Source organism: Pseudorhodobacter wandonensis (genome assembly GCF_001202035.1).
Classification (GTDB): Bacteria; Pseudomonadota; Alphaproteobacteria; order Rhodobacterales; family Rhodobacteraceae; genus Pseudorhodobacter; species Pseudorhodobacter wandonensis.
This window is the reverse complement of record NZ_LGHT01000025.1, coordinates 489648-503565: the sequence shown is the minus strand read 5'-3', so window position 1 is coordinate 503565 and position 13918 is coordinate 489648. Positions and strand designations below refer to the sequence as shown.

Genomic DNA, 13918 nt, shown 5'->3' with positions numbered 1-13918 from the left:
AGACCGGCAATGACAGCTACCGCTTCAAGGCCAGCTCCGAAACAGCGAAGAAAAAGCGAAAGGAGGCAACAGCATTGACGCCATCATAACCAGCAGATCATAACGGCTGGGTGGGTCAGATCTCGATGAAAATGCCGGGTCAGTTCTCAATGACAATCAACACACTTCCCTCTCCTCGCGAAGCAGCCGGACTTCCTTGCGAAGGCGTTCGTTCTCTTTCTCGACGTCTTCGTGAGGACCCGACATCAGGTCATCATGCTGATGCTTTTGGACCCACTTGTTCAGCGTCGAAAGCCCAACCCCCAAATCAGAGGCCGCTTGTGGTCGTGTCAGTCCACTGGTCGTCGCGATGCGCACGGCATCACGGCGAAACTCGTCTATGTATCTCGTTGCCATTCTCAATCTCCTTCATAGCAAACATTGCTCGAAAGAGACCGGAACTAAACCGCGACAAGACCAAAGCAACTCTGCCCTGTTTTGTTGCGCTGGCTTGGCGCGCAGTCTTTCAACAGCAGTCTTTGCCAACAGGTGCAGGGCCGCGAAAGGGGGCAAAACAGCGCCATCGCAAGTATTAGTTTGCAAAGTTTGCGCTGCTACCCGTCATGTTATCCGTCGCGGCCCGGCTCATCCGGATTATTTGAGAATAGTGCGATCTTGTTGCCCTGCGGATCGCGAAGGTAGCCGACATAGAAATGGGGGCTATACGCTTTGCGAAAGCCCGGTTGTCCCTCATCACTCCCACCTGCGGCAAGTGCGGCAAAGTGAAGGTCACGAACCTCTTTTTGGCAACGCGCCTCAAATGCGATCATCGTGCCATTTCCGGCCGAAGCGGGACGCCCATCAAAGGTTGGTTTGACGTAGAAATCCGGAAATGTAGCAGCTTGATCAGGCCTTTTGGGCAAAGCGAAACTCAGGCCTTCCGGTCCTTCGTTTAGCTGGTAGTTCAGATGAGGCAGAAACGCCAAGTAAAACCGCTTTGCACGTGCGATGTCATCCGCACCGACGGTGACATAGGCGATCATGATACGTGCTCCTTTTCGCAAATGGTGCTTGGTGCTGCTTTGACCGCAGCATACCAGCTCTTCGCAGGATCTGGGTCAATTTTCGCCCGATTGGGTAGAATGCGCGGCCATAGGGGGGGATTTGCGCGCGTGAATCCATTGCGTTTTCATAAAGGCCGACTCCGGCTGGCGATCTAACCGTTGTCGGCCAGAAATGATGGCATCACCTGAACGTTTTGCTATGGACGAAATGTCGCGGGGTCGAGAGGCGGCGCACGAGCCAAATTATAGGCAAACCGCTTTCGCTTCTTTACGGTTTGTTAAGCGTAGTGATTCGAATTGCCTTGTGTGATTTGTTCTGTGCTCGATCTATTCTGCCGCTAAGTCGATGGATTAGACTGGTTTTTGCAACAATCCGTGTTGGTGGTCGGCAGGTTATTCCTGAAAACTTGTGAATTGGTTACCACGCCCGCGCTGAATGGTCTTGTTTCCGTTTTCGAAATAATAACCGATGGAAGTGTCCGGTTTCTGCCATCCAGAAGGGGGATTCACGCCCGAATAGCGGGTTCACCCGAGTTTGCAGGTGTTGATTTGGAAACAATCGGCGCGATGTATGCGTGGGCACAGCACCGCAATTTCGTGGTCTTCGCGCTAGAATGGCAAAAGCCAAACGGTTTGCGCAAGAATTATGCTTTTATGAAAATGCAAGTCATTGTATTAAAAGATGTCCTATCTGGGTAGGGATGGCCGTGGGGGCGGTCGATTTGAGTGGTTGCTGTGCCGTAAGTTGCGGTACAAAAATTGTGTGTTGGATGCTGCTTTAAGGTCATTTCCTTAAGATTTGGTTATCGTCTGCTTGTGCCAAACTCTTTTGCTGTATCACTTCCTCACTCCGTCGAACGGGCTTTGTAGTAGCGTGGGACCGGTTTTTCCGGCTTGCGTAGATCTGTTGGCCGTCGCTGGCTGTGTTTGATGGGGCGTCCCTGGTTATAGGCCCGGGGGCTCTGCTGATGTGAGGACTTTGAAGAATGCCAGTATTTGCATTGTATAATTTTGACGACACAGGCGTTGTGGCTGCCGATTCCGCACTGTCGAATGGCGCAGAAGACGGGCATTATTTCGACGGGGCCTCGCCAGTCGATGGTCGTGCCGTGCTGGATGGCGTGGACGACAAGGTCAAAATCTATCCGAATGAGAACTTTCAGCTTGATCGCGGCACATTAGAGATTCAGTTTTCGCAAACCGAGCAGGTTGGCGAAACAGCCAATACTGTTTTGTCGCGCGATTCCGTGGGCGAGACCTCTGGTGGTTACCGCATCGAAGTGATGCCTGACGGCTCGGTGCTGATTTCACACGAAGCGTCGAGTGAAACGACGACATTCCAAACCGAGGCCGGTTTTGTGAATCCGGGTGATGAAATCAACGTCGTCTATTCCTGGGATGTGACCAGCGGCGGCTCGGTTCAGATCAGCAATTTGACAACCGATGACAGTTTCAATGACACCGTTCCTGCGGGCCTGACAATGGATCAGGGTTCGATCAGCCAGCCTTGGATGGTGGGTGCAGGGCAGTCAATGTCGGACGCGGGTATTTTGAACAACCTGGATTCCTATTTTGCAGGCTCGGTTGAGATGTTTTCGCTGTCGGATACCGTGGACAACCTATCGGACGACCCAACAGCCAACCCTGATGTGGCTGAAACCGACGAAGATACACATATTGATGTCATTCCGGTTCTGGCCAATGATACCGACCCGAGCGGCGACACTTTGGTTGTGACCGGCACACCCACTGCCGAGCATGGCACAGTTGGCATAAACGCGGACGGCACCTTGAACTACACGCCTGATGCAGATTTCAACGGCACTGATACGATCACCTATTCGATCACCGACCCAAGCGGCAATGAATCGTCCAGCACGGTGACCGTTACTGTCAATCCGGTCAATGATGCCCCTGTGGCGGTCGATGATGTGGCAACCGGCACCTATAACGAGCCAGTCGTGATTGACCTGCTTGGCAATGACACGGATGTCGATAACGAGAATGCCGATCTATCTATCCTTGGTACGCCGACTTCGCCCGATGGTACGATTGAGGTGAACGCGGATGGCCGCAGCATTACCTTTACGCCTTTTGACGGGTTCACTGGCGAGGCGACGATCAATTACACAGTAACCGACCCGGCGGGGCTAACCGATGATGGCGTGGCTGTCGTCAGCTTTGAAGATCCTGACCGTGACGGAATTGTGCGCGGAACGGATGAAGGCAATCTGATAGATACTTCCTACATCGACCCCTTCGATGCCGACCGTGTGGATGCGCATGATGCGATCCTTCCTGGGGATGCGCCGGATGATGATGTTATTCGCGCCGAGGCGGGGAATGACACAGTCTTTGCGGGCCTTGGCGATGACACTGTTTTTGCAGGCCTTGGTGACGATCTGGTTTATGGCGGCGTTGGCGATGACAACCTCAGCGGCAATGAAGGCGCGGATACGCTCTATGGTGGTGACGGGTCTGATACGGTTTACGGCCATGACGGTGACGATTATATCAACACCTCTGCTGACCAACCTTTACCGGATATCGACTATCCTGGTGTTTATCCTGCCGATGCCGACCCGAATGATGACCGCGATATCGTCTATGGTGGCTTGGGGAATGATACGATTCTGACCGGCGACGATGCTGATACAATCTTTGGCGATGGCGGCAATGACCTCATCAACGCAGGCGTTGATGCCGACCTCGTTTATGGCGGTACTGGCGACGATACCATCGTCGGCAGCGAAGGTGCGGACACAATCTTTGGCGAGGCCGGAAATGATCTTATTTATGGTGGGCTTGACGATACTATCGGTGACGCATTGGACCTGCCGGATGCAAGTGATCTGCGTCCGCTGAACAACCGTGACTTGCTGGATGGCGGCGCAGGCAATGATACGATTTATGGCCGCGATGATAATGACACGCTGATCGGCGGCGATGGCAATGACCTGCTGTATGGTGGCGTTGACAATGATCTGCTGTCGGGCGACGCAGGAAATGATACGCTGCACGGCGATGAGGGTGACGACCTGCTGGTCGGCGAAGACGGCAATGACGTGCTCTATGGCGGGCCGGGCGTTGACACCATGTTCGGCGGTTCTGACCATGATGATTTCGTTATCCGTGCGGGCGAAGGCGCGGGCAGCCAGGTTTATGGCGGCGATGGTGGTGACGATTTCGACCGTCTGATTCTTCAGGGGCCTCGTGACAGCTACCGCGTTGTTGATACCGGGCCGGATAGTGACGGCAATGGTATTGACGGCCGGGTTGAGTTCCTTGATGCGAGCGGCAATGTCACCAGCACTTTGAACTTTGAAAATATCGAACAGATTGTCCCTTGCTTTACGCCGGGTACGTTGATTGCGACGCCCAAAGGTGAAGTGCCCGTGGAAAGCCTGAGGGCCGGTGACCGGATTATCACCCGTGACAACGGCATTCAGGAACTGCGCTGGATTGGCCAGCGCAAGTTTGACTGGGCACATTTGCTTGCCAACCCGCATCTGCGCCCGATCATGGTGCGTCGCGGCAGCCTTGGAAATGGCTTGCCCGAGCGTGACATGATGCTTAGCCCCAACCACCGTGTTCTGGTGTCGAACGACCGTACCGCGCTCTATTTCGACGAGCATGAAGTGCTGGTTGCCGCCAAGCATCTGATCGGTGGCAAAGGGATTTTTGAGGTGGAAAGCGTTGGCACGTCTTATATCCACCTGATGTTCGACCAGCATGAAGTTGTGTTGTCGGATGGCGCTTGGACCGAAAGCTTCCAGCCGGGTGACTATACATTGCACGGTATGGGCAACGCACAGCGCTGCGAAATCCTGGAGCTCTTCCCCGAGCTTAAGACACCACAAGGGCTGAATGACTATGCCGCCGCGCGGCGCACCTTGAAAAAGCACGAGGCAAGGCTTTTGGTGCGCTAAGGCATAACGAAAGGGCCGATCGTTACGACTGTTTTGCGCAAGGGGCATAGGCTTCTCGGGCCTTAGCCCCTTGGGTGTAATCCGCGATTTGGCCGAATGGGCGTCAAGTTGCCTTGAATTGCCATAGCCCTGCCCAAACTTTGCCGTGGTTTCCAGCCATAGCGAAGGTGAAAAGTAATGTGCAGTTTCTGTCAGGGCTAAGCTTGGCTAATGTGAGGTAATATGTCTTATAATCTGGATTGGTCAAAAATTGGCGCAAACGGCAGCTATTCATTGGCCGATGGTGCAGATACAATCGGGCTAACCATTTCAACGACAACCAACGCGGCAGGCAAGACGGCAACGGCAACGTCTACCGGTACCCCCTCATCGCCCGCTTTGTGGGTCAGCGGTCTGAAAGACCCGGTTACCAGCACGCTTACATTTGACTCTCCGGTGTCGAATTTCAGTTTTTCGATTTACGATCTGGATTCCAAGGCAAGCGGCTGGGATGACAAGATCACCATTCTGGTGACGGATGCACAAGGCAATGTCCAAACCGTGAATTTTGGTGACCTTGCCGCAGACCCGTATCATTCCAACGATGGCAATGTGCTGAATGCCGACGGCAACTTCAGCTCGGGCGTTGAAACCGCTGGGGCCAAGGATAGTGTAAACATTTCAATCGCCGGGCCGGTTTCGCAAATTCAGTTCATTTTTGACAATGGTGAAAGCTTTGCCACCAGCGGCGTTTTCGGCGTTGGCAATATGAGCTTTGATAATGCCGCGCTGGATTACATCGTCGAAGGCACCTCTGGCGACGATCTGATTGACGGCGATTATTTGCTCGACCCCGAAGGCGACCGGATTGATTCCGGTGATGCCCTTGATGGTTCGCATGATGATTATGTCCTCGCGGGCGCAGGCAATGACAGTGTCAACGCGGGTTTGGGCGACGACTCTGTCGTCGGCGGTGATGGCAACGACACCCTGAATGGTCAGGCTGGCAACGACACTCTGATAGGCGATTATGAGACTGACTCGGACGCCTCTGTTCGTGGCAATCCGGTTGCTGGCCCCGGTGGCGACGATGTCCTGTATGGTGGCGAAGGTAATGACAGCATTTACGGTGGCTCTGGCAATGACAGCCTTTACGGTGGTGACGGCGATGACAGCCTGTTGGGGGGGCATGGCGATGACTTGCTCGAAGGCGGGGCAGGCAATGACGATCTAGAGGGTCTCTACGGCGACGATACCATTTATGGTGGCGACGGCGATGACCACGTTTTCGGCCGCGATGGCGCCGATCTGATCTATGGCGGTGACGGCAATGATACCCTTATCGGGTCAATCGGCATTGATACGCTTTATGGTGGTGCGGGCAATGACATCTTGGCGGGCAGCCAGGGTAGTGACCTGATCTATGGCGGAACGGGCGATGATATTGTGTATATCGGTGTACCAGCGCCGGGTGATATTGCCTATGACAGTGAAGGCAGCGTTTATCTGGACGAAGGGAATGACTATCTGGATGCCGCAGATGCGACGCTGAAATTTGATGCCTATGGCGGCGATGGCAATGACATCATGAACGCCGGAGTCGGCGATGACACCTTGTTCGGTGGCGCCGATAATGACCAGATCTTTGCAGGCGCAGGCAATGACCAGCTAAGCGGCGATGCCGGCGATGACTATATCGAAGGTCAGTCCGGCGACGATACATTCCATCTGGCCAATGGCTTTGGTCAAGATACGCTTGTCGGTGGTGAAACCGGCGAAACCAACGGCGATACGCTTGACGCCAGCGCCATGACAACTGGTGTTGTTTTGGACCTGAGCGCAGGTGACGCGGCCAACCCCGAGGATGGCACGCTGACAGGCTCGGCCGAAGATGTCGCAAATTTCTCCGAGATCGAGAACATCTTTCTTGGGTCCGGCGATGACAATGTTATTGGTTCATCCGGTGATGATGTCGTCTCGACTGGGGCAGGGGCCGACACAGTTGATGGCGGCGCAGGCGATGACCGCTTTGACCTTGGGGCCGCGGATAACGCCGTAGATCTTGTTGGAATGTCGGATGGCGACGGTAGCGATACAATCATCAGTTTTGAAGCCCCGATTGACAATGGCGACGGCACCTATGACGGCCGCGACCAGCTTGACGTATCCGAGCTGACCTCGGATGGCGGCACAACGCCGGTCAATACCTCGGATGTTGTGGTCACCGATACCAATGGTGACGGTACCGGCGACGCCATTCTGACCTTTCCGGGCGGCGAAAGCATCACACTTGTCGGGGTGTTGGCCTCACAGGTCGATAGCCCTGCGGAACTGGCTGCCATTGGTATTCCAAGGCCACCTTTGGATTATATCGTCGAGGGAACCTCGGGCGCGGATCTGATCGACGGGACCTATTTGGGTGACCCCGAAGGCGACATGATCGACGCAAACGATAACCTTGCGGGCAACAACGACGACGTTGTTCTGGCGGGCGGCGGCAATGATACCGTCTATGGTGGGGCCGGGAACGACAGCATCAGTGGCGGATTGGGCGCTGACCAACTTTATGGCGGGATTGGTGATGATACCCTGTTGGGTGAGGCCGGAAATGACTCGTTGGATGGTGGCGCAGGCAATGACAGCATCCTGGGCGGCGACGGCAATATACGATCATCGGCTATGAGGGCAATGATTACGTCGAGGGCAATGATGGCGACGATCTGATCAACACCCGCACCTCTGTGGGCACAGGTCAGCCAGACCAAGGCTATCCCGGATTATATTCTGCCGATACCGACCCTTCGAATGATCTTGATACGGTTTACGGCGGCCTTGGCAATGATACGATCCTGACCGGCGATGATGATGATGTGATCTATGGCGGCGGGGGTGCAGACAGCATCGACGCAGGTTTTGACGATGACATCATCTTTGGTGGTGACGGTGCCGATACGATCATTGGCAGCGAAGGCAGCGATGCCATTGACGGTGGTGACGGTGCAGATGTGATCTATGGCGGGCTGGATCTGGGGGCGCTCGACCTCTCGTCCATCCCGGATGCAACTGATCTGCTGCCTGAAAACGGGATTGATACCATTCATGGCGGCGCGGGCAATGACCTGATCTATGGCATGGATGATGCCGATCACTTGTATGGTGATGACGATAACGACACCATTTACGGTGGTATCGACAATGACAGCCTTTATGGCGGTACCGGTGATGACAGCCTGCATGGCGATGACGGTGACGACTATATTGAAACTGGCGCCGGTGCAGATGCGGCCTTTGGTGATGCCGGGAATGATACGATCATCGGCGGTGACGGTGCCGACAGCCTGTTTGGCGGCGACGACCGCGATGTGTTCTTTGGTGGCATTGGCGATGTGATCGACGGTGGCGAAGGCGGCGACGATTTTGATACGCTCGACCTGTCGAGGCTCGGCGGCAATGCGATGACGAATGTTATCTATGGCGGCGGTAACAATGAGGCCGGCACCGTAGAGGTGTTGGATGACACTGGCGCAGTCGTCGGCTCGTTTGACTTTGAAAATATCGAAAGCGTCATCCCCTGCTTTACGCCGGATACGAAAATCGTAACCAACCGCGGCGAGGTTGCGGTGCAAGACCTCGGCGTTGGCGATAGGGTGCTGACACGCGACAGCGGCTATCAGGCCATTCGCTGGGTAGGCTCGCGCACCCTCAGCGATGTTGAGCTGGCGGCACAACCCAGGTTTAACCCGATCCGCATCAGTGCAAATGCGCTGGGCGCTGGAATCCCCGAACGCGATATGATCGTCTCGCCCCAGCACCGCATGTTGGTATCAGGGCCACGCGCGGAAATGATGTTTGGCGAGGCCGAAGTTCTGGTCGCTGCCCTGCATCTGGTGAATGACCAGAGCATCACGCGGCTGCGTCCGCAAACCGTGACCTATATCCATCTGATGTTCGATCAGCATGAGATTATTCTTGGTGATGGCGCCTGGACCGAGAGCTTTCAACCCGGTGATCAATCTCTGGACAGCATGCAAAGCCCGCAGCGCGAAGAGTTGCTGACCTTGTTTCCTGAACTTGCCGATGGCGCAAACTACCCTGCCGCGCGTATGACATTGAAAGCATATGAGGCAAAAGCATTGCTGGGGGCCTAGCACCCGCATCCGCCAATGGCCGTAGTATTCAGTTGTGGCCACCGGTTGCTTGGGCCTTGCGCCATTTTGCCCAATCTTCGGGGGTATCAAGATCGGTCGTGGCCCGCAGGCCGGGCAGGGGCACATGCCGTATAGAATGCGCATGGGCCTTTAGCACTGCCTTGGCACCCGTATCGCCAATGATGCCCATCAGCGCAGGCCTTGCCCAAGCCGGAAAGATGACCGGATGCCCGTCATGGCCCATGTCATTGGTTGCGCGATAAATGAATTCCGGTGCCAAGGAGTATGCAGAAATCATCTTGCAAAGGTCTTGGCATTCAATTTCTGGCATATCGGCCAGCAGCAGCAAAACCGCATGCGTCGGGTCTATGCGTCCCAATCCGGCCCGTAACGAGTCGCTCATCTCGCCGCAGGCGAACACTGGCTCAATGCTTAGCCCCTGCAATGCTTCGCGGCGTTCCGGCCGGTCTTGTGCCAACGCTACCACCACTGGCAGGCCCGTCCCAATTCCGGCCAAAACCACACGGCGCAGCAATGGCATTCCGCCCACGGTTTCCACCAACTTGTCAGTGCCCCGCATGCGTGACGACGCCCCGGCCGCCAAGACCAGAACTGTCAGCTTCAAGGGCGCAGGTCCATGCGCTGGGCTCTCTGTTGCGTTCATTTTCGCCCCTCGAAAACAGCCTTCAACCACATCCTTATAGTGCCAGACCAATGCACTTTAAAAACAAAGACCGCAAATTGACCATTGTCTTCTGTTGCGTCCTGCCTTTATGGTCAATCCACGCGGCTCTAGTTCTTACTGAACAGTGCCTGCGCAACAGTTTTATACCAAGGCGCGTTGGGCGGACAGGTCGTTCGTCGATGCTTGCCAAAGGTGGATCAACGGCCGCAAGGCCTCTTATTTGCCCGTTAAGTCACTGACATTACGGGTTTTCATATGGATGCAGCAATGCATTCGGGATAAACCGCGATGTGCCGCGCCGAATTACAGATCAAAGATGACAGGGGGCTTTTAAGGCCGACCTTGCCGTTTTTGCTGCGCAGCCCCGCCTATACAAGTCACCACATCCGCGCAAATCGCCCCCCCGGAGACACTCCGGCGCGGTGGGCGCGATTGGGTGCCATGGAACATTATGGCCAAGAAAATGCTAATCGACGCCACACATGCCGAGGAAACTCGGGTTGTTGTGGTAGATGGAAACAAGGTTGAGGAATTTGACTTTGAAACCATTAACAAACGCCAGCTGGCTGGCAATATTTACCTCGCAAAAGTAACACGGGTTGAGCCGTCGCTGCAGGCAGCTTTTGTAGATTATGGCGGAAACCGCCATGGTTTCCTCGCCTTTGCCGAGATTCATCCCGACTACTATCAAATCCCGATCGCCGATCGCCAAGCGCTGTTGGCCGAAGAGCGTGCCTTGGCACGGGCCGAGGATGAGGACGAGAACGACAAGGAAAAAGACGGGGGCCGCAATCGCAGCCGCCGCCGCAGCCCGCGTGCGCAGGCGGCGAAATCCAATGATGCGGTAAAATCTGTCGAAATTGGTTCGATGGATGTCGTGGATCTGGATGGTGATGACTCTGCCGCGACGGATGCCGACGCAAATACCACTAGCTCGGACCAAACCACGGCACCACAAGAGCAGACGGAAGCGCCAGTCGCCGCCGCCGATAGCAACACTGGCGAAAACAACGCTGATGCTGGCAACGGTGACGATGACAGTGATGACGAAAACCTGAACGCAGATAACGCGGCTTCGGATGCGGACAGCGATATTGAATCGGTTGCCGATGAAGATGTTGCCGAGGAAATTCGCGCCCCGCGTCGCCCGCGCGCGCGCCGCTATAAAATTCAGGAAGTGGTCAAAGTTCGCCAGATCATGCTGGTGCAGGTGGTCAAGGAAGAGCGCGGCAACAAAGGCGCCGCCCTTACGACCTATCTGTCCCTTGCCGGCCGCTATTGCGTATTGATGCCGAACACCGCCCGCGGTGGCGGCATTTCGCGCAAGATTACTCAAGCGAATGATCGCAAAAAGCTAAAGGAAATCGCGTCCGAGATTAAGGTTCCGGAAGGCGCGGGCCTGATTATCCGCACCGCCGGGGCCAAGCGTACCAAGCCGGAAATCAAGCGCGACTATGAATACCTGATGCGCCTGTGGGAACAGATCCGCGAGCTGACGATGAAATCGATGGCGCCCGCCGCCATTTATGAAGAGGGCAACCTCATCAAGCGCTCGATCCGTGATCTGTACAGCCGCGAGATTGACGAAGTGCTGGTTGAAGGCGCCGAAGGCTATCGCGTGGCCAAAGACTTTATGCGCATGATCATGCCATCGCATGCCAAGGCCGTGCAACCATACAATGATCCGACCCCGCTGTTTGCCCGCTATCAGGTCGAAAGCTATCTTGGAGGCATGTTCAACCCGACTGTGCAGCTGAAATCGGGTGGCTATATTGTCATCGGCATTACCGAGGCATTGGTGGCGATTGACGTCAACTCGGGCCGCGCGACCAAAGAAGGCTCGATTGAAGAAACAGCGACAAAAACCAACCTCGAGGCCGCCGAAGAGGTTGCCCGCCAACTTCGCCTGCGCGATTTGGCCGGCCTGATCGTGATCGACTTTATCGACATGGAAGACCGCCGTAACAACGCAGCCGTTGAGAAGCGTTTGAAAGACAAGCTGAAAACCGACCGCGCGCGGATTCAGGTTGGCCGTATCTCGGGCTTTGGCCTGCTGGAAATGAGCCGCCAGCGCCTGCGCCCCGGCATGTTGGAAAGCACAACACAGCCTTGCGCGCATTGCCATGGCACGGGGCTTATCCGCTCGGACGACAGCATGGCGCTGCAAATTTTGCGCGCGCTTGAGGAAGAAGGCACGCGTAAGCGTTCGCGTGAAGTTTTGCTGCGCGCGCCGATTGCGGTTGTGAACTTCCTGATGAACCAAAAGCGCGAGCATATCGCGATGATCGAGGCCCGCTATGGCATGTCGGTGCGCGTTGAATGCGACCCGGCGATGATCAGCCCCGATTACACCATCGAAAAGTTCAAAACAGCGACGCGTGTGGTCGCCGAGGTTTCTGCGGCGATTTCGGGCAATTCCTCGTTCATGGGCGCGGTAGAGGATGACATTGTTGATCCTGATATCCCGACCGAAGAGGAAGAGAACGCAGAAGTCGAAGCTGCTGCTCCAGCAGCTGAAGAAGAGCCAAAAGATGGCAACGGGCGCAAAAAGCGTCGCCGCCGCCGTCGCCGTCGCAGCGGCAATGGTTCGGATGACAACGGGTCTGATAACAACGATTCGGACGATTCTGATCGTGATGACGCAGACAGCATAGTTGCCGCAGAGCCCAAGTCAGCGCCTGCAGCCACGCCCGCATCCGAAGCCGTAGCAACGGATGCCCCTGACGAGGCGCCGAAAAAGCGCACGCGGTCGCGCAGCCGTAAACCCAAGGCGGTTGTAGAGGTCGTTGACGCCGAAGCGGTAGTCCCGGTCGATGCTGCGCCTGCAGCGGATGTCACCGAAGAGGCTGTGGAAAAACCGAAGCCGAAACCCAAGCGGACCCGCAAGCCAAAAGCCAAGGTTGAGGCTGAAACGGTTGCGCCCGAAACGGTTGCGCCCGAAACGGTTGCGTCTGAAACCGTTGCGTCTGAGGCCCATGAAAGCGTCGCTCCGATCATCGAAGTGGTGCCAGAGACGAAAGCGCCCGAGCCCCCCCCCGTACCGGCGCCCGAGCCAACGCCCGAGGCAGCATCGGCACCAGAGGTTAATTCGCAGCCAGCCGAGGTTGAATCGGTCAATGTTGAAGCAACCGCAACGCCGGATACCGAAAGCCCCGAAGAACCCGCCAAGCCAAAACGCCGCGGGTGGTGGAACATCGGGCTCTAGGCGCAAACTGAAACAGCCGAGGGCGCAGGGTCATTCCTGCGCCCTTTTTTCTTGGCCTGACGGCTTTGCCTATGACCACGCGAAAGTGACAATCTGTCGTGGTGACAAACCCGTACAGATCGCGCTATGTCCAAAGTGAAAACAAAGGAATAGCCATGGCCGGAATTGACCTTATCGACGCAGCCCTGCTGCCAGCGATGCTTGTTGCTTTGGTGGCGGGTGTGCTGTCATTCCTGTCACCTTGCGTTTTGCCAATTGTGCCACCTTATCTGGCCTATATGGGCGGCATCAGCATGGGCGAAATGCAAGGCGGCACGGCACGCCGCCGCGTCTTGTTGCCTGCGGTTTTCTTCGTGTTCGGCCTCTCGACAGTGTTTTTGTTCCTCGGGTTTACGGCCTCAATTTTCGGTACGTTTTTCTTGCAGTACCAAGATGTTATGGCAAAGGTCTCTGGCCTGATTGTCATCATCTTTGGTCTGCATTTTCTGGGCATTTTCCGCATTAATATTCTGGACCGCGAGGCACGGCTTGATGCGGGCGACCGCGGCGGCTCGGCGTTCGGGGCCTATCTCTTGGGGCTTGCATTCGCTTTTGGCTGGACGCCCTGCATCGGCCCGCAGCTGGGTGCAATTCTGTCGCTTGCGGCCTCTGAGGCAAACCTTGTCAGGGGCACAGCCCTTTTGGGTATCTATGCTTTAGGCCTTGGCCTGCCATTCATCCTTGCTGCCGTGTTCATTGAGCGGGCCATGGGCGTCATGTCGCGCCTAAAGCGTCATATGAAAACCATTGAGCGCGCGATGGGGCTGTTGCTTATCATTGTCGGTCTTGCGTTGTTGACAGGCGCATTTTCGGCTTTCTCATTCTGGTTGCTCGAAACCTTTCCGGCGCTAAGCGTTTTGGGCTAAGGATATGATTAAACCCATGGTTTT

Annotated in this window: 8 protein-coding genes and 2 pseudogenes; 7 read left to right on the top strand and 3 right to left on the bottom strand. The window is 55.7% G+C overall.

What is annotated here, in order from left to right; all coding sequences use genetic code 11:
* Nucleotides 1-89, top strand: a pseudogene (locus AKU79_RS20005) (ATP-binding protein); the annotation flags it as partial.
* Between the two features lie 73 nt (nt 90-162).
* Here the strand turns inward: AKU79_RS20005 and AKU79_RS06485 are convergent.
* Both AKU79_RS06485 and AKU79_RS06480 read right to left on the bottom strand, forming a co-directional pair.
* Nucleotides 163-396, bottom strand: a pseudogene (locus tag AKU79_RS06485) (transposase); the annotation flags it as partial.
* A 209-nt stretch (nt 397-605) separates the two neighbouring features.
* Nucleotides 606-1022, bottom strand: coding sequence for a VOC family protein (locus AKU79_RS06480; protein WP_050522720.1), 417 nt, complete (start codon nt 1020-1022; stop codon nt 606-608).
* Between the two features lie 396 nt (nt 1023-1418).
* On the opposite strand from AKU79_RS06480, the gene AKU79_RS06475 reads away from it, so the two are divergent.
* The 4 genes from AKU79_RS06475 (at nt 1419) to AKU79_RS06460 (ending at nt 9099) form a co-directional block, all read left to right on the top strand.
* Nucleotides 1419-1742: a hypothetical protein gene (locus AKU79_RS06475; protein ID WP_156209510.1), complete on the top strand. Its 324-nt coding sequence runs from the start codon at nt 1419-1421 to the stop codon at nt 1740-1742.
* Between the two features lie 287 nt (nt 1743-2029).
* On the top strand, nt 2030-4972 hold the full coding sequence (locus AKU79_RS06470) for a Hint domain-containing protein (protein WP_050522718.1): 2943 nt from the start codon (nt 2030-2032) through the stop codon (nt 4970-4972).
* Between the two features lie 222 nt (nt 4973-5194).
* A complete protein-coding gene (locus tag AKU79_RS06465; RefSeq protein WP_050522717.1) occupies nt 5195-7675 on the top strand; it encodes a calcium-binding protein in 2481 nt (826 codons plus the stop codon).
* The gene (locus AKU79_RS06460; protein WP_156209508.1) at nt 7621-9099 is read left to right on the top strand and encodes a Hint domain-containing protein; all 1479 of its coding nucleotides are present in this window, start codon (nt 7621-7623) and stop codon (nt 9097-9099) included. The genes AKU79_RS06465 and AKU79_RS06460 overlap by 55 nt, the downstream gene beginning before the upstream one ends.
* A 28-nt stretch (nt 9100-9127) precedes the next feature.
* Here the strand turns inward: AKU79_RS06460 and AKU79_RS06455 are convergent, their stop codons facing one another.
* On the bottom strand, nt 9128-9763 hold the full coding sequence (locus AKU79_RS06455) for a nucleotidyltransferase family protein (protein WP_050522783.1): 636 nt from the start codon (nt 9761-9763) through the stop codon (nt 9128-9130).
* A gap of 472 nt (nt 9764-10235) precedes the next feature.
* Here AKU79_RS06455 and AKU79_RS06450 point away from each other — a divergent pair, with 472 nt between their 5' ends.
* Complete coding sequence (locus AKU79_RS06450; protein ID WP_050522715.1) at nt 10236-12989, top strand: Rne/Rng family ribonuclease; 2754 nt, start codon at nt 10236-10238, stop codon at nt 12987-12989.
* Between the two features lie 155 nt (nt 12990-13144).
* Nucleotides 13145-13894: a cytochrome c biogenesis CcdA family protein gene (locus tag AKU79_RS06445; RefSeq protein ID WP_050522714.1), complete on the top strand. Its 750-nt coding sequence runs from the start codon at nt 13145-13147 to the stop codon at nt 13892-13894.
* Nucleotides 13895-13918 lie beyond the last annotated feature (24 nt).

What these genes read in the sequence shown, in the direction of transcription:
- AKU79_RS06470 (WP_050522718.1), top strand. Translation starts at nt 2,030, where the DNA reads ATGCCAGTATTTGCATTGTATAATTTTGACGACACAGGCGTTGTGGCT.
- AKU79_RS06445 (WP_050522714.1), top strand. Translation starts at nt 13,145, where the DNA reads ATGGCCGGAATTGACCTTATCGACGCAGCCCTGCTGCCAGCGATGCTT.
- AKU79_RS06465 (WP_050522717.1), top strand. Translation starts at nt 5,195, where the DNA reads ATGTCTTATAATCTGGATTGGTCAAAAATTGGCGCAAACGGCAGCTAT.
- AKU79_RS06480 (WP_050522720.1), bottom strand. Translation starts at nt 1,022, where the DNA reads ATGATCGCCTATGTCACCGTCGGTGCGGATGACATCGCACGTGCAAAG.
- AKU79_RS06455 (WP_050522783.1), bottom strand. Translation starts at nt 9,763, where the DNA reads ATGAACGCAACAGAGAGCCCAGCGCATGGACCTGCGCCCTTGAAGCTG.
- AKU79_RS06450 (WP_050522715.1), top strand. Translation starts at nt 10,236, where the DNA reads ATGGCCAAGAAAATGCTAATCGACGCCACACATGCCGAGGAAACTCGG.